We start from the raw sequence: 14,348 nt of genomic DNA, 5'->3' as shown, positions 1-14,348 counted from the left end.
CCCCACCCCCACCCCCCCCACCCCCCCCCCCCCCCCCCCCCCCCCCCCCCCCCCCCCCCCCCCCCCCCCCCCCCCCCCCCCCCCCCCCCCCCCCCCCCCCCCCCCCCCCCCCCCCCCCGGCCCGGAGGCGGACCGGTGACCACCAAGTTCTTCGGCGAGCCGGTGCGCCGGCGCGAGGACGCCCGGCTGATCGTCGGCCAGGGCCGCTACCTCGACGACATCGGTCCCGACGCCTACGCCGCGGCGTTCGTCCGCAGCCCCCACGCGCACGCGCGGGTGGTGGACATCGACGTCAGCGGCGCCGTGGACGTCGAGGGCCTGCTGGCCATCTACACCTACGAGGACCTCGCCGGCCCGATGGCCGAGCCGCTGCCGGTGCTCATCCCGCACCCGCAGCTCACCGCTCCGCGCACCGGCTACCCGCTGGTGCGCGACGTCGCCCGGCACGTGGGCGAGCCGGTTGTGATGGTGGTGGCCACCGACCGGTACGTCGCCGAGGACGCCGCGGACCGGATCGCGATCACCTGGGAGGAGCTCCCGGTCGTCGTCGGCGTCGACGCGGCCGAGCGGGCCGACGCCGCCGTGCACCCCGACGTCCCGGACAACGTCGCCGCGCGGCACCACCAGGAGACCGGCGACGTCGAGGCGGCCCTGGCCGCCAGCAAGCACACCCTGTCCTTCACCCAGTACTTCGAGCGCAGCGCCTCGATGCCGATGGAGGGCAAGGGGGTGCACGCACGCTGGGACGACGCCGACTCCTCGCTGCGGGTGTACTCGAGCACCCAGGCGTCGACGTCGGTGCGGGCGGCGATCGCGGCGAAGCTCGAGCTGTCGATGGAGAAGGTCGAGGTCGTCGCCCCGGACGTCGGCGGCGGGTTCGGCGTGAAGATCGTGCACCCGTGGCCGGAGGAGCTGCTGGTGCCGATGGCGGCGCGGCTGCTCGGCCACCCGGTGAAGTGGGCCGAGGACCGCCGCGAGCACTTCATCTCCAGCGCGCACGAGCGGCAGCAGCGCCAGGAGGTGACGATCGGCTACGACGACGACGGGCGGATCACCGCGCTCGACGTCCTGGTCTGGCACGACAACGGCGCGTACACGCCCTACGGGATCATCGTGCCGATCAACACGGCCACCCAGCTGTGCGGCCCGTACGACGTCCCGGTCTACCGGGCCCGGGTCAACAGCGTCTACACCAACACCGTCATCGTGACGCCGTACCGCGGAGCCGGCCGGCCGCAGGGCACGTTCGCGATGGAACGGGCGATGGACCGGATCGCGCAGGAGCGCGGGCTGGACCGGCTCGAGGTGCGGATGCGGAACCTGATCCAGGTCGACCAGTTCCCCTACGACTGGGGCCTGACGTTCCAGGACGGCCGGCCGCTGATCTACGACTCCGGCGACTACCCCGGGATGATGGACAAGCTGCGGGCGCTGGCCGACTGGGACGGGTTCGCCGAGCGGCGGGCGGAGTCCGAGGCGCGCGGGAAGCTGCGCGGGATCGGGCTGGCGCCCTACGTGGAGGGCACCGGGCCCGGGCCGTACGAGGGCGCGCACGTGCAGGTGCTGGGCAGCGGCAAGGTGCTGGTCTCGACCGGGCTGACCTCGCAGGGCCAGGGGCACGAGACGGTGTTCGCCCAGCTCGCGGCCGCGGAGCTCGGGGTGCCGCTGGAGGACGTCGAGGTGACCACCGGGGACACCCGGCGGTTCGGCTACGCGGTGGGCACGTTCGCCTCGCGGGCCGCGGTGGTGAGCGGCAACGCGGTGGCCCAGGCGGCGCGCGGGGTGCGGGAGAAGGCGCTGCGGATCGCCGCCGAGGTGCTGGAGGTCGACCCCGCCGACCTGGAGATCGACGAGGGCCTGATCGGGGTCAAGGGGACGCCGGGGGCCACCATCCCGTTGCGCACGGTGGCGGTGCTGTCCAACCCGCTGCGGTACGCCTTCGACGAGGCGGCGCGGCAGGCCACCCAGTTCGCCGGGCCGGGCGACGACTCCAAGCCGCCGGTGGCCGAGGGCGACGCGCCGGGGCTGGAGCACACCGACTACTACTCGCCGCTGCGCTCGACGTTCGCCTCGGGGGCGCACGCCGCGGAGGTGGAGATCGACCCGCTGACGTGGGAGATCGAGGTCCTCAGGTACTCGGTGGTGCACGACTGCGGCAACGTGGTGAACCCGATGATCGTCGAGGGCCAGGTGCACGGCGGGGTGGCGCAGGGCGTGGGCGGGGCGCTGTACGAGCGGATGGCCTACGACCGCGACGGGCAGCTGACCAACGCCTCGTTCATGGACTTCCTGATGCCGTACGCGAGCGAGGTGCCGCCGGTGGTGATCGACCACCAGGAGACGCCGTCGCCGCTGAACGCGCTGGGCATCAAGGGCGCCGGCGAGGCGGGCGTGATCCCCGGGTCCGCGGCGATCGCCTCGGCGATCGAGGATGCGGTGGGACGGCGGATCGCGGCGATGCCGATCTCGCCGTCGGAGCTGTACGACCTGGTGCGCTCGGACACCGAGCGAGTGATCAACAACCCGAGTGGAGCTATGGCGTGAACCTGGACGGCAGTGCGGTGCTCTCGGCGACGCCCGAGCAGGTGTGGGCGGTGATCACCGACCCGACGGTGCTGGCGCGGACCATCCCCGGGTGCGAGTCGCTGCAGCAGGTCGGCGAGGACAGCTACACGATGGTCGTCTCGGCCGGGGTCGGGGCCGTACGCGGCAAGTACGCCGGTGAGGTGCGGCTGTCGGACCTCACGTTCCCGTCCTCCTACGTGATGCACGCGTCGGGGTCGGGCGGACCGGGCTCGGTGCGGGCGACGGTGCAGATCAAGCTGGTGCCCTCCGGTGACGGCACCGAGCTGACCTACTCGGCGGACGCCGTCGTCGGCGGAGCCGTGGCCGGGGTGGGGCAGCGGATGATCACCGGCGTCGCGAAGCGGATGGCCGGGCAGTTCTTCGCCGCCATCGACAAGGAGCTGACCGAGCCGAACGTGGTGGCCGAGGTGACGCCGCTCGCCGCGGACGTTCCCGCGGGAACGTCGGACGCCGCCACGCCGGCTGCACCGGTCACCTACGCCAAGGCCCCGGCTGCTGTCGGCGGCTGGGTGCCGGCCGAGGCGAAGCCCCTGCTGGTCGGCGCCGCCGGCGGCGGCCTGCTCACCCTGCTCGGCGTCTGGGTCGGCTACCTCCTCGGCCGCCGCGGCTGAGCGGACGGCCGGGACGCGCTGCGGCCCCGGTCAGTCCGCCGGGCCGGCGGCGCACGGCGCGCTGCCCGAGCCGTCGTGGGGCCGGGTGTCGGCTATGAGCCACAGACCGTTGTCCGCCGTCATGACGTAGTCCAGCGACCAGTCCGTGCAGGTCTCGTCCGGCCGCTCGGCCGGCCCCCGACCCTGGTCCTGATGGCTGGTGAAGGTCACCCAGACGACGAGGGCATCCCCCTCGGCGACCACCGACCAGTACCGGATCCCGACGTCCTGCGAGCTGGCGACGCCCGCGCGGAAGGCCGCGACGTCAGGGGTGTCCACGAGCTGAGCGGCGGCAGTGGGGAAGTCACCGAGGTTGATGGCCCGGAAGTAGACGTCCAGGGTCGTGATGGCCTGCATCTCGTCGCTGGTCGGCGCATGGGCCGGAGAGAGCGGAGCCCCGTCCGCGTCGAGCTCCGCAGTGCACGATGGCAGCACGCCCGGCTCCGGCGCGGCCGACCAGGCGTCGATGAGCGGCCGCGCCGTTGCGATGGACACGGCCAGCCGCCGTCCCGGCTCCCCGTCCGGGCCGGCGTCGACGATGCCGACGACCTGGCCGTCCGCTCGGATCACGGGGCCCCCGCTGTTGCCGTGCGTGGTGGCCGCGTCGATCTCCACCAGATCGTGACGGGGGATCCCCTCGATCACCGCCTTGCGCTCCAGCCCGTTCACCGTCCCCGTGTTGAAGGACAGCGGCTGCCCCTCGGGGAAGCCGAGGGCCGCGATCGCGTCGCCGACCTCCGGGCTGCCGGGCGCCAGCCGGAACACGTGGCCCGAGAGGGGCACCGCCGTACGGACCAGCGCCACGTCGGCACCGCGGTCGATGCCGATGACCTGCCCGGCGGTCGCGGTCGTCCCCTGGATCACCCGGATGACCTGACCACCCTCGACGACGTGGGCTGCGGTCGCCACGAGGTCGTCCGACAGCGTGAAGCCGGAACCGATCGCTGCCGCACCGCATCCCGCGACCTCCAGGCGCACGACCCCCGACCGGACCGTGTCGTACGCCGACTGGAGTGTGGGCTCGGTGGTCGGGAGCGCGGGCTCCGTGGTCGGGCTCGCGGTCGCCGCCGCGGGCGGCGCCAGGACCACCGTGGTGGTGACGGCGGCTGCGGGCGGACCGTCTCCGGACGGTGCGGCGCACGCCGCCACGACCATCGCGATCCGGCCGCACAACCCTGCCCGCACCCACCGCATGGCTCCCCCTCGCCGCCGGCGTGCCGGAAGGGTCGTGCCACCGGGCACGGCAGGTCAATGCGCCCGGAACCCCCTCCGGCGCGGCATGACGGACAGCGAGTCAGCAGCCGCGGTCCGATCAGCAGGCCGGGCCGAGCCGGCGCGAGGCCGGCCCGGCCCGTCGGGCGGTGGACGAGGTCAGCCGGTGACGACGGCGATCTCGTTCGGGGTGACGTCGAGCAAGTACAGGCCGCCGACGGCGCCGACCAACACCACCTCGTCCTGGCGTCGGTGGCGGGCACGGCGGGCCGGTCGCCGCCGACAGCCGCCCGCCGCAGGTCGGCTCCGCCCGTCCGCCACACCCGTGGCGAACCAGCCTTCGGGGCTTGACACAAGTGGTCGTTGATGACGGAGTGGGCTGGTGGATTCTGACATGGTGAACGTGCTCGCAGCTGAGGACCAGGGGCTGACGATCGACTGGGAGAACCTGCCCACCTACAACACCGTGATGTCCGTGGCCGGTGGCGCCGGGCTCCTCCTGCTGGTCGCTCTCGGCTACCTGCTCGTGAAGCGTCGCGCGGTGGCGTTCGAGGGCTGGGCCCTGGCCTTCGGGGTGCTCGGCCTGATCCTCACGCCGACCGGCCTGCACATGACCCTCACCTGGCCGTTGGCACCCGACTTCCCCTTCGACAACATCGTCTTCGGTGAGACGTCGCTCGCGTTCGGCGTGATGCTCCTGGCGACGTCCTTCTACCTGTGGAAGCGGAGCGCCAGCCTGACCGCGGAGGTGGATCCGCTCGCTTCCCTGGCGAGGACGTTCCTGCCCTTCTCCCTCTTCGCCGTCGGCATGGGCCTGGGCTGCTTCGGGATCGCTGCCGCCGGCTGGCGGTACACGCTCTTCGTCGCGCCTCCCGAGGAGCCCATCTCCGGCAACTTCGCCGATCAGCCGATGCTCGAGGCGACGTTCATCTCGATGCTGTTCGTCCTGGTCGGCATCGGGGCGGTGCTGCTGCCGCTGGTCCTGCGGGCACGTCGGCTCAACGTCGTCGCCTGGATCGCCGGGATCTGCTGGGCGGTGTCCGGAGCGATCTTCTTCCTCTTCGGTGCGTTGAACTTCTTCACCCACATCGGGCTCATCGTCAACACCATGTGAGGGCTGCCGGCCGGGCCGGCGCGAGGCCGGCCCGGCCGATCGGGCGGTGAGCGAGATCAGCCGGTGACGACGGCGATCTCGTTCGGGGTGACGTCGAGCTCGCCGGTGGCCAGCACCTCGCCGGTGGCCAGGTCGACCGCGTGCACCGCGTTCGCCGCCCTGCTCATCGAGCGGGCTGCCGCCATGCTCCGGGCGCGCGAGCCGATCACGCTGCGCTCGCTGGTCGCCGGCACCGGCGTCTCGACGATGGCCGTCTACACGCACTTCGACGGGATGGACGGCCTGTGGCAGGCCCTGCGCCAGGAGGGCTTCACCCGGCTGGGCACCCGGCTCACCGCCGTACCGACGTCCGACGACCCGGTGTGCGACCTGACCGCCCTGGCCGCGGCCTACCTCGACCACGCCCTCACCCACCCGGACCTGTACCGCGTGATGTTCGACGCGAGCGTCGACCTGGAGGACCTGCCCGCCGCCGACGCCACCCTCGAACACCTGGTCCAGGCCGCCCGCCGGGGCCGGGACGCGGGGCGCTTCCGGGCCGACGTCGTCCCGCTGGACCTGGCGATCCAGAGCTGGGCCCTCGGCCACGGGCTGGTCTCCCTGGTCGCCACCGGCCCGCTGCCGCGGGCGACCCTCGACCACGGGCCACTCCTGCTCGGCGCGCTGTTCGCCGCCTGCGGCGATGACGCCCAGCGCGCCCGCGCCTCGGTCGCGCAGGGCTGGCACCGGCCGGCGCCGGACGACGAGGGGTCCCGCCCCGCCTGAGGTCAGCGGCGCACGGAGCTCCAGCCCTGCGCGCGGAGCCGGTCGAAGCCGTCGAGCAGCAGGTCGAGGGCGAACTCGAACTCGAACTGCTCGTCGCACCCCCCGCCGACGCCGGACAGGTCGCCACCGGTCGCCGCGACGGCGATCTCCAGGATGTGCGGGTAACTCTCGGCGAACTCCGCCGCCATCGCCTGCTGCTCCTCGGCCGATGGCGGTGCGGCGTCCGGCGCCGGCGGCTCGTCGAAGAGCTCCGGACTGAAGCCCCAGATCCGGTTCCCCAGCGCGTGCATCACGTGGTGGGTCAGGTCGGCGGAGAACCCGCCGCGGCGGAACGTGCCGGCGAGGGCGTCCATGTGGCCGAGCACGGCCGGCGTCCGATGGGTGCGCGACTCGATCGCCTGCCGGGCCCACGGGTGCCGCAGCACCGCCCGCCGCGCGGAGAGCACCCGCGCCCGCACGGCGGCCCGCCAGTCCAGCGCCGGGTCGACCGGTTCGAACTCCCCGACGACGACGTCGACCATGCCGTCGAGCAACTGGTCCTTGCCCGCCACGTGCTTGTAGAGCGCCATCGGGACGACGCCGAGCTCCTGGGCCAACCGCCGCATGCTCACCGCGTCGACGCCCACCGCGTCGGCGAGGTCGACCGCGGCGCGCAGCACGCGGTCGGTGCTCAGCGGCGGGCGCCGCACCGGAGGAGCCACCCGGGCAACCTACCCCGTTGACAGGTGTACGGCGTACACCTACCGTCCCGGCCATCGGGTGTACGCCGTACACCTCTCGAGATGGGGAGAGCGCCGTGGGGTCCAGGAGTGACGGCCAGCGCCAGTGGTGGCTCGCCGGAGGGCTCGTCCTGCTCAGCCTCGTCCCGGTGCTCGCCGGCGCGGTGCGGGTCACCGAACTGGCCGGCGACCCGGCGGTGACCGCGGCCAACGCCCGGTTCATCGCCTCGCCTGCGCCCGTCGTGGTGCACATCGTCAGCGCGACCGTGTACTCCCTGCTGGGGGCGTTCCAGTTCGTCCCCCACATCCGCCGCCGCCGGCCCGGGTGGCACCGAGCCGCGGGTCGTGTCCTGGTTCCCGCCGGGCTCGTGGCGGCGCTGTCCGGCCTGTGGATGACGCTGGTCTACGCACGACCACCGGCTGACGACGTGCTGCTGACCCCGATCCGGCTGTTCTTCGGTGTCGCGATGGCCGGCTGCATCGTGCTCGGGGTCCTCGCCATCGCGCGGCGGGACGTCCTGGCCCACCGCGCCTGGATGGCCCGGGGCTACGCGATCGGCCTGGGCGCAGGCACCCAGGTGCTGACCCACCTGCCCTGGGTGCTGCAGGGCGCCGAGCCCGGCGGCACCGGCCGGGTTGTGGCGATGCTGGCCGGCTGGGTGGTCAACCTGGCCGCGGTCGAGTGGGCACTGCGACGCCGGGCGGCCGCGCCGTCCCGCGCGCCCCGCGCGCCCGCCGCCGCGCGGGCCTGAGCCGCAGCGCGGCGGGGACGCGGCGACGGCCGGGAGCCGGCGAACCGGTTCCCGGCCGTCGCCGGTGGACTGCCGTCACTGCACCGGGCGCCGCCTGCTGAACACCCAGCCCGCGACCAGCGCGGCGACCACCCAGCCGCCCAGCGTCAGCAGCGAGGCCACCTCGGCGTCGCCGCGGGCGAACCGGAGCACCGCCTGCTGCGGGTCGACCGCGTCGGCGACCTGCGTGTCCCAGGCCCGGATGATCTGCACCAGGCCGAGCACGGTCAGGTAGAGGCCGGTCAGCGCGGCCGGGGTGTTCGCGGTCGCGGCGCCGACCCCCACCCCGATCAGCGCGAACGCCGCCCCGGCGCCCACCGCGGTCAGCGCGGCCCGGGCGGCGCCGTCCCAGGACACGCTCGGGTCGGCCAGCACGGCCAGGATCAGCCACGACGCCCCCATCGAGACGGCGGTCAGGGCCACGCCGAGCAGCGCCGTCGCGCCGGTCTTCGCCGCGAGCACCCGGCCGCGCTGCGGCACGAGCAGGTAGGTGGTCTGCGCGGTCCGGTGCGTCCACTCACCGGCGGTGCTCAGCACCCCCATGGCGAGCAGCAGCAGACCGGTCATGATGCCCACCACGGCGAACGGGCCGGCCACGGAGGGGAAGGCATCGTCGCTGGCCTCCAGCAGACCCATCCCGGCCGGCCCGGCCAGTGCGGCGGCGAGGGCGAGCATTCGGCCGGAGCGGGTGGTCAGGGTCTTGCGTACCTCGAGGCCGACGAGCGTCGGCAGCGAGGCCCGGGTCGGACGGACGGCGGGCCGTACCGGAGCAGCAGTGTCGAGGGTCATGGTGTTCGAGCTCGTGGTCATGTCGGGGCTCCTCAGTGCTCAGCGGGGGTGGGGGCAGCTCCGGAGTCGTCCGTGAGCTGGAAGAACAGGTCCTCGAGGCCGCGCTGCACGGGATGCAGATCGATCAGCGCGACCCCGGCCTCGGCGGCGATGGCGCCGATGGTGGCGGGCTCGGCGCCGGTCACGACCAGCACGCCGTCGGCCTGGCGTTCCACGTGGAACTCCCGGGCCCGCAGCGCGTCGGCCAGCCCGCGGGGGTCGACCGACCGCACTGCGGTGCCACTGGCGCCCAGCAGCGAGCCGACCGGCCCGTCGGCCACGATCCGCCCGCCACCGATCACCAGCAGCCGGTCGACGGTGTGCTCGACCTCGCCGAGCAGGTGCGAGGAGAGCAGCACCGTGCCGCCGTTCGCCGCGTAGCTGCGCAGCAGGCCGCGCAACCACCGGATGCCGTCCGGGTCCAGGCCGTTGGCGGGCTCGTCGAACACCAGCACCGGCGGAACGGTGAGCAGCGCGCCGGCGATGCCGAGCCGCTGCCGCATCCCCAGCGAGTAGCCGCCCACCGGCCTGCGGGCGGCGTCGGCGAGGCCGACGAGCTCCAGCACCTCGTCGACCCGGTGGGAGTCGACGCCGACGGCGATGGCGTGCAGCCCGAGGTGCGCCCGGCCGGTGCGGCCGGGGTGCACGGCCGAGGCGTCGAGCAGGGTGCCGACGACGGCGCCCGGGTTGGGCAGGTCGGCGTAGGGGCGGCCGTCGATCGTCGCCGTGCCCGCGGTCGCCGGGATCAGCCCGGTCATCATCCGCATCGTGGTGGTCTTGCCGGCGCCGTTCGGGCCGAGGAAGCCGGTCACGGTGCCGGGCTCGAGGGTGAAGCTGACGTCGTCGACGACGGTGCGTGCGCCGTAGCGCTTGGTCAGTCCGTTGACCGAGATCATGGGTGCCTCCGGGGTTCGGTGTGGTGTCCCCAATCTGCGGCGAACCCACTGGTCAGCGCGTCGCCCGGAGGCCGCGGCCTTGCGCACCGGACGGTGCGACCCGGTCATCCGGAAGAGGACGTCGGCAGTCGACCCGCGGGTGACCCGCAGCGCGCCGGACAGGACCTACGCTCCGACCCATGGGGGTCCGCGAGCGCATCTGGCCGGGACTCACCGCCCGCGGCATCGCGCTGGAGGCCGGCCTCGCCGGGCTGGGCGTGGTGATGATCGTCAGTGGCTTCGGCACCCTCGCGCCCCCGTCGCTGGGCCTCGGCGCCGTCGCCGTGGCCACCGCGCTGATGGCCCTCGGGTTGTTCCTCTTCCGCCGCACCCAGCCCGCGGTCCCCTTCGCGGTGTGCGCCGTGTCGGCCGCGCTCGGCTTCTCCCCCACCGGGCCCTGGCTGCTGGCCAGCTACGCCGTCGGCCGCTACAGCGACTCGTGGTGGGTCCGGGGTGGGGTGGGGACGGGTGGGGCCGTGGCGATCGCCGTCGCCGCGGACCCGGTCACGGTCGGGGGCTGGACGGTCGTCGCCGCCGCCACCGGGGCGATCGTCGCCCTCCCCGCCGCCCTGGGGATCTGGCAGCGCACCCGCGAACAGCTGCTGGGGGTGCTGCGCGAGCGCGCCGAGCGGGCGGAAGGCGAGCGGGAGCTGCTCGCGCGCGACGCGGTCCTCTCCGAGCGCACCCGGATCGCCCGGGAGATGCACGACGCCGTCGGGCACCGGGTGAGCCTCATGGTGCTGCAGGCCGGCGCGATCGAGCTGGCCGCACGCGACGCCGACCGGGTCGAGCAGCTGGCCGGTCAGGTGCAGGCCGCGGGACGGCGGGCACTCGCCGAGCTCCGCCAGATGGTCGGGGTGCTCCGTGCCGGGGACGTCGACGAGGACGCGCCGCTGGGTCCGCAGCCGGGCCTGGAGGACCTGCCCCGCCTGGTCGACCAGGCGCGCGAGGCCGGCATGGACGTCGCGCTGACCGGCCCGGCCGACGCCGGGGTCGACCCCGCGGTGGCCCGGGCCGCCTATCGGATCGCGCAGGAGGCGCTGACCAACGCCGGCAAGCACGCCCCCGGCGCCCGGGTGCGGCTCACCGTCGAGCGCGGCACCGAGGAGCTGCACCTGCGGGTGGTCAACGGCCCGCCGACCCGCCCGGCCGAGCCGGTGCCCGGTGACGGGTACGGCCTGGTGGGGTTGGGTGAGCGGGTGCGCACCCTCGGCGGCCGGCTGACGGCCGAACCCCGGTTGGACGGCGGCTTCGTGGTCGAGGCGGTGCTGCCGGCATGACCGACGTCCGGGTGCTGCTCGTGGACGACGAGGAGCTGGTGCGGTTCGGCCTGCGCACGGTGCTGGAGTCCTCGGGCGGGTTCGAGGTGGTCGGGGAGGCCGGGGACGGCGCCGCGGGGGTGCGGGCGGCCCGGGAGCTGCGGCCGGACGTGGTGCTGATCGACGTCCGGATGCCGGTGCTCGACGGGCTGGCCGCGACCGAGCAGCTGCTGGCGCTGCCGCAGCCGCCGCAGGTCGCCGTCCTCACCACGTTCCACCAGGACGAGTACGTGTACGCGGCGCTCGCCGCCGGCGCGGCCGGCTTCCTGCTCAAGGACACCCCGCCCCGGGAGATCGTCGCCGCGGTGCGCGCAGTCGCCGACGGGACGGCGACGCTCTCCCCGGCGGTCACCACGACGCTCATCGACTCCTACGTGCACCGGCGGACCGCGCCCCGGCGGGCCGAGGCGCTGCGCCGGGTCGGCACGCTCACCGACCGGGAGCGGGAGGTGCTGGCGCTGCTGGGCAGCGGCGACTCCAACGCCGAGCTGGCCGGGCGGCTGTTCGTCAGCGAGGCGACGGTGAAGACCTACGTCTCCCGGCTGCTCGCCAAGCTCGACCTCACCAACCGCACCCAGGCCGCGATCCTGGCCCACGAGGCCGGCCTGCTCGAGGGCTGAGCCGCCGGCCCCTCGCCGTCGTGCGCTGGTGGTCGGTTCCTCGCGCGGGGAACGACGACCAGCGCACAACGGCGGGGATCAGCTCTGGCTGAGCTGGAGCGTCGGGTAGTCGGTGTAGCCCTCCGCGCCGGCGGCGTAGAACAGCGCCGCGTTCGGCTGGTTCTCCGGGTGCTCGCCCGCCCACCGCTCGACCAGGTCGGGGTTGGCGATCGCGGCGCGGCCGACGGCGACGGCGTCGGCGTGCGCGGCCTCGATGAGGGCCACCGCCTCCGCTCGCGTGGTCACGGTGCCGAAGCCGCTGTTGGCGATCAGCGGGCCGCCGAACCGGCGGCGCAGCGCCTGCACCAGGTCACCGGCCGGCTCGCGGTGCAGCACCGAGAGGTAGGCCAGGCCCAGCGGGCGCAACTGGTCGACCAGGGTGCCGTAGGTGGCCAGCACGTCGTCCCGGTCGGTCTCCAGGGCGTCCTGGATGTCGTGCTCCGGGGAGATGCGCAGGCCCACCCGGCCGGCACCGACCGCCTCGGCCACCGCGGTGACGACCTCGACGGCGAACCGTGCGCGGTTCTCCGGGGTGCCGCCGTACTCGTCGTCCCGCCGGTTCGACGCCGGGGAGAGGAACTCGTGCAGCAGGTAGCCGTTGGCGCCGTGGATCTCCACGCCGTCCAGCCCGGCCTCGACGACCGCGCGCCGCGCGGCCGTGACGAACGAGTCCCGCACCTCGCGGACCTCCTCGGTGGTCAGCGCGTGCGGCACCGGGTAGGGCTGCTTGCCCTTCTCCGTGTGACCCTCGCCGTTGATCGCGATCGCGCTGGGCGCCTCGACCCGCCGGCCGCCGTTGACGTCGGGGTGGGTGACCCGGCCGCCGTGCATCACCTGCAGGACGATCCGGCCCCCGCGGGCGTGCACCGCCTCGGCCACCCGACGCCAGCCCTCGACCTGCTCGTCGGTGACGATGCCCGGCTGGCCGACGAACGCCTGCGACTCGTGCCGGGGGTAGGTGCCCTCGGTGATGATCAGGCCGAGGCTCGCGCGCTGCGCGTAGTGCTCGACGAGCAGGTCGTTCGGGACGCCGGAGGCACCGGCGCGCATGCGGGTCAGCGGGGCCATCACGACGCGGTTGGCGAGCTCGAGGTCGCCGAGCGTCACAGGGGAGAACAGGCTCATGTCGTGCACAAGGTGGTTGTGTATGACGACCATTCCGGCACCGCACCGACTGCGTCGAGGCTCACTCCCGCACTCACCACTGGTTGCGTCCGGGAACCAGCGGGCAGGGGCGTGACATGGCCCCCGCAGACACCGACCGTCGTCCGCGCCGCCTGCGCGAGGTGGCCGCGACCCGCCGCGGCTACGTGCTGGCCTGGTGGGGGTTCACCGCCACGTTCGTGCTGCTGCGCCTGCTGACCTGGCTGATCCGCGTCGACGTCGCGGTCCTCGGGGACGTCGAGGTGGGCGACACCCACCTGCACCACTACCTGTGGGGCATCCTGCTGCTCGCCGTCGTCGGTGGGGCGGCCATCGGGGACCGGTCCCACCGGGTGCGCGCGGGGCTCGGACTGCTGTACGGCGTGGCCCTGGCGCTGATCGTCGACGAGGCCGCGCTGCTGATCCAGCTGGAGGACGTCTACTGGGACACCTTCGGCTGGGTCAGCGTGGGCCTGGCCGTCGTGGTGATCGGAGCGGCCGGGAGCGTGCTGGCGCTCACCCGGTCGCCCCGCGAACCCGGCCGCTGACCAACTTCCCCGGCGCCCCGGACGGCCGGTCAGGAAGGCGGCCGCTCCCCCCGCCTCCGGTGCCGGGACTTGACGCCGTACATCTCGCTGTCGGCCCGGGCCAGCAGCGCGTCCGGCGTCTCACCCGGCTCGCCGACCGCGATCCCCGCGCTGACACCGATCACGAGCTCACCCGCCGGGCCGGCGAACGGCTCGCGGAAGCGCATCACGAGCGTCTCGGCCAGCTCGACCAGCCCGGCGGTGTCCCCGGCCGGGCAGACGAGGACGAACTCGTCACCTCCCAGCCGCGCCACCAGGTCCCGTGGACCGGCCAGCTCCCGCAGCCGGAGGGCTGCATCCAGCAGCAGCTGGTCCCCAGCCGCGTGGCCGTACCGGTCGTTGACGGACTTGAACTGGTCCAGGTCGCAGAACAGCACGCCGCACCCGTCGCCGTGGCGGGGGTCGAGGTGCCGGCGCAGCACGTCGAACAGCGCGGAGCGGTTCGAGAGCCCGGTCAGCAGGTCCGTGTGGGCCCGCGCGTGCAGCTGGGCTTCCCGTTGGCGCTCCGCGGTGACGTCCAGCCCGATGCAGGCCACCGCCCACGGCCGGCCGGCCGCGTCCGCCAGGACGTCGGTCCGCATGGCGATCCGGCGGCGCACCCCGTCGGCGGCCAGCCAGTCCCCCTCCTGGGGGAAGGCGACCCCGGTGGCCATCGCCCGGGCGATGGCATCCTGGGCCAGCTCCACGTGCTCGGGGACGACGTAGACGTCCCAGAAGAAGTGTCCGGTCAGCTCGGCGACCGAGCGACCGGTGAAGTCCTGCAGAGCACGGTTGGCCAGCAGGATCCGCCCGGCGTGGTCGACGACGCAGACCAGGGCCGACGTGGCGTCGATGAACGCCCGCGCCAGCTCGGCATCGGCCCCCGGGGCGGCGTCCCCGGCTGGGGAGTCTCGTGTCGTCACTGGGCAGCTCCCGGCAGTCGGCTCAGCGGGAGGGCGAGCTCCCCGTCGTGTCCCCGTCCGTGGCGACCCGGACGGGGCAGGTCGGCCGAACGATAGCCAGGAGTTCAGCCTGTTCCCGTTCCGCGTTCATCAGGGCAC

At 74.3% G+C, this 14,348-nt stretch carries 14 protein-coding genes; 8 read left to right on the top strand and 6 right to left on the bottom strand.

From position 1 onward, the window contains the following. The first annotated feature begins 135 nt into the window (after nt 1-135). Nucleotides 136-2,544, top strand: a complete 2,409-nt coding sequence (gene cutA, locus ACI79U_RS15780; RefSeq protein WP_457068468.1) for an aerobic carbon-monoxide dehydrogenase large subunit — start codon at nt 136-138, stop codon at nt 2,542-2,544. Beyond that, a complete protein-coding gene (locus ACI79U_RS15775) occupies nt 2,541-3,197 on the top strand; it encodes an SRPBCC family protein (protein WP_457068470.1) in 657 nt (218 codons plus the stop codon). The genes cutA and ACI79U_RS15775 overlap by 4 nt, the downstream gene beginning before the upstream one ends. 30 nt (nt 3,198-3,227) lie before the next feature. Here ACI79U_RS15775 and ACI79U_RS15770 read toward each other — a convergent pair whose 3' ends face one another. Continuing rightward, nucleotides 3,228-4,391 (bottom strand): S1C family serine protease, encoded by a 1,164-nt coding sequence (locus ACI79U_RS15770; protein WP_457072807.1) that lies wholly within the window; start codon nt 4,389-4,391, stop codon nt 3,228-3,230. Between the two features lie 439 nt (nt 4,392-4,830). On the opposite strand from ACI79U_RS15770, the gene ACI79U_RS15765 reads away from it, so the two are divergent. Both ACI79U_RS15765 and ACI79U_RS15760 read left to right on the top strand, forming a co-directional pair. Continuing rightward, the gene (locus ACI79U_RS15765) at nt 4,831-5,562 is read left to right on the top strand and encodes a DUF981 family protein (protein WP_457068474.1); all 732 of its coding nucleotides are present in this window, start codon (nt 4,831-4,833) and stop codon (nt 5,560-5,562) included. 183 nt (nt 5,563-5,745) lie between these two features. Continuing rightward, nucleotides 5,746-6,327 carry a TetR/AcrR family transcriptional regulator gene (locus ACI79U_RS15760; RefSeq protein WP_457068476.1) on the top strand — a complete coding sequence of 194 codons (582 nt, stop codon included), beginning with the start codon at nt 5,746-5,748 and terminating at the stop codon, nt 6,325-6,327. 2 nt (nt 6,328-6,329) lie between these two features. On the opposite strand, the gene ACI79U_RS15755 is transcribed toward ACI79U_RS15760, so the two are convergent. Further along, nucleotides 6,330-7,028, bottom strand: a complete 699-nt coding sequence (locus ACI79U_RS15755; protein WP_457068479.1) for a TetR/AcrR family transcriptional regulator — start codon at nt 7,026-7,028, stop codon at nt 6,330-6,332. Nucleotides 7,029-7,123: 95 nt separating this feature from the next. Between ACI79U_RS15755 and ACI79U_RS15750 the strand changes: the two genes are divergently transcribed. Next, nucleotides 7,124-7,798, top strand: coding sequence for a DUF2306 domain-containing protein (locus ACI79U_RS15750; RefSeq protein ID WP_457068481.1), 675 nt, complete (start codon nt 7,124-7,126; stop codon nt 7,796-7,798). A 75-nt stretch (nt 7,799-7,873) separates the two neighbouring features. On the opposite strand, the gene ACI79U_RS15745 is transcribed toward ACI79U_RS15750, so the two are convergent. Beyond that, nucleotides 7,874-8,647 (bottom strand): hypothetical protein, encoded by a 774-nt coding sequence (locus ACI79U_RS15745; protein WP_457068483.1) that lies wholly within the window; start codon nt 8,645-8,647, stop codon nt 7,874-7,876. 11 nt (nt 8,648-8,658) lie between these two features. Beyond that, a complete protein-coding gene (locus tag ACI79U_RS15740; RefSeq protein WP_457068485.1) occupies nt 8,659-9,561 on the bottom strand; it encodes an ABC transporter ATP-binding protein in 903 nt (300 codons plus the stop codon). 179 nt (nt 9,562-9,740) lie between these two features. Between ACI79U_RS15740 and ACI79U_RS15735 the strand changes: the two genes are divergently transcribed. After that, on the top strand, nt 9,741-10,880 hold the full coding sequence (locus ACI79U_RS15735; RefSeq protein WP_457068487.1) for a sensor histidine kinase: 1,140 nt from the start codon (nt 9,741-9,743) through the stop codon (nt 10,878-10,880). Continuing rightward, nucleotides 10,877-11,539, top strand: a complete 663-nt coding sequence (locus ACI79U_RS15730) for a response regulator transcription factor (RefSeq protein WP_457068489.1) — start codon at nt 10,877-10,879, stop codon at nt 11,537-11,539. The genes ACI79U_RS15735 and ACI79U_RS15730 overlap by 4 nt, the downstream gene beginning before the upstream one ends. A 78-nt stretch (nt 11,540-11,617) precedes the next feature. Here the strand turns inward: ACI79U_RS15730 and ACI79U_RS15725 are convergent, their stop codons facing one another. After that, nucleotides 11,618-12,703 carry an alkene reductase gene (locus ACI79U_RS15725; protein WP_457068491.1) on the bottom strand — a complete coding sequence of 362 codons (1,086 nt, stop codon included), beginning with the start codon at nt 12,701-12,703 and terminating at the stop codon, nt 11,618-11,620. 116 nt (nt 12,704-12,819) lie between these two features. Between ACI79U_RS15725 and ACI79U_RS15720 the strand changes: the two genes are divergently transcribed. Next, nucleotides 12,820-13,269, top strand: coding sequence for a hypothetical protein (locus ACI79U_RS15720; RefSeq protein WP_457068493.1), 450 nt, complete (start codon nt 12,820-12,822; stop codon nt 13,267-13,269). A gap of 29 nt (nt 13,270-13,298) precedes the next feature. On the opposite strand, the gene ACI79U_RS15715 is transcribed toward ACI79U_RS15720, so the two are convergent. Next, a complete protein-coding gene (locus tag ACI79U_RS15715; protein WP_457068495.1) occupies nt 13,299-14,210 on the bottom strand; it encodes a GGDEF domain-containing protein in 912 nt (303 codons plus the stop codon). Between the last annotated feature and the right edge of the window lie 138 nt (nt 14,211-14,348).

The organism is Modestobacter sp. SYSU DS0904 (genome assembly GCF_054051115.1).
This window is presented reverse-complemented; position numbering and strand designations above follow the sequence as displayed.

Excerpts from the sequence above, each read along its gene's own strand:
- ACI79U_RS15730 (WP_457068489.1), top strand. The coding sequence starts at position 10,877 with ATGACCGACGTCCGGGTGCTGCTCGTGGACGACGAGGAGCTGGTGCGG.
- ACI79U_RS15745 (WP_457068483.1), bottom strand. The coding sequence starts at position 8,647 with ATGACCACGAGCTCGAACACCATGACCCTCGACACTGCTGCTCCGGTA.
- ACI79U_RS15770 (WP_457072807.1), bottom strand. The coding sequence starts at position 4,391 with ATGGTCGTGGCGGCGTGCGCCGCACCGTCCGGAGACGGTCCGCCCGCA.
- ACI79U_RS15725 (WP_457068491.1), bottom strand. The coding sequence starts at position 12,703 with ATGAGCCTGTTCTCCCCTGTGACGCTCGGCGACCTCGAGCTCGCCAAC.
- ACI79U_RS15720 (WP_457068493.1), top strand. The coding sequence starts at position 12,820 with ATGGCCCCCGCAGACACCGACCGTCGTCCGCGCCGCCTGCGCGAGGTG.
- ACI79U_RS15740 (WP_457068485.1), bottom strand. The coding sequence starts at position 9,561 with ATGATCTCGGTCAACGGACTGACCAAGCGCTACGGCGCACGCACCGTC.
- ACI79U_RS15760 (WP_457068476.1), top strand. The coding sequence starts at position 5,746 with ATGCTCCGGGCGCGCGAGCCGATCACGCTGCGCTCGCTGGTCGCCGGC.
- ACI79U_RS15735 (WP_457068487.1), top strand. The coding sequence starts at position 9,741 with ATGGGGGTCCGCGAGCGCATCTGGCCGGGACTCACCGCCCGCGGCATC.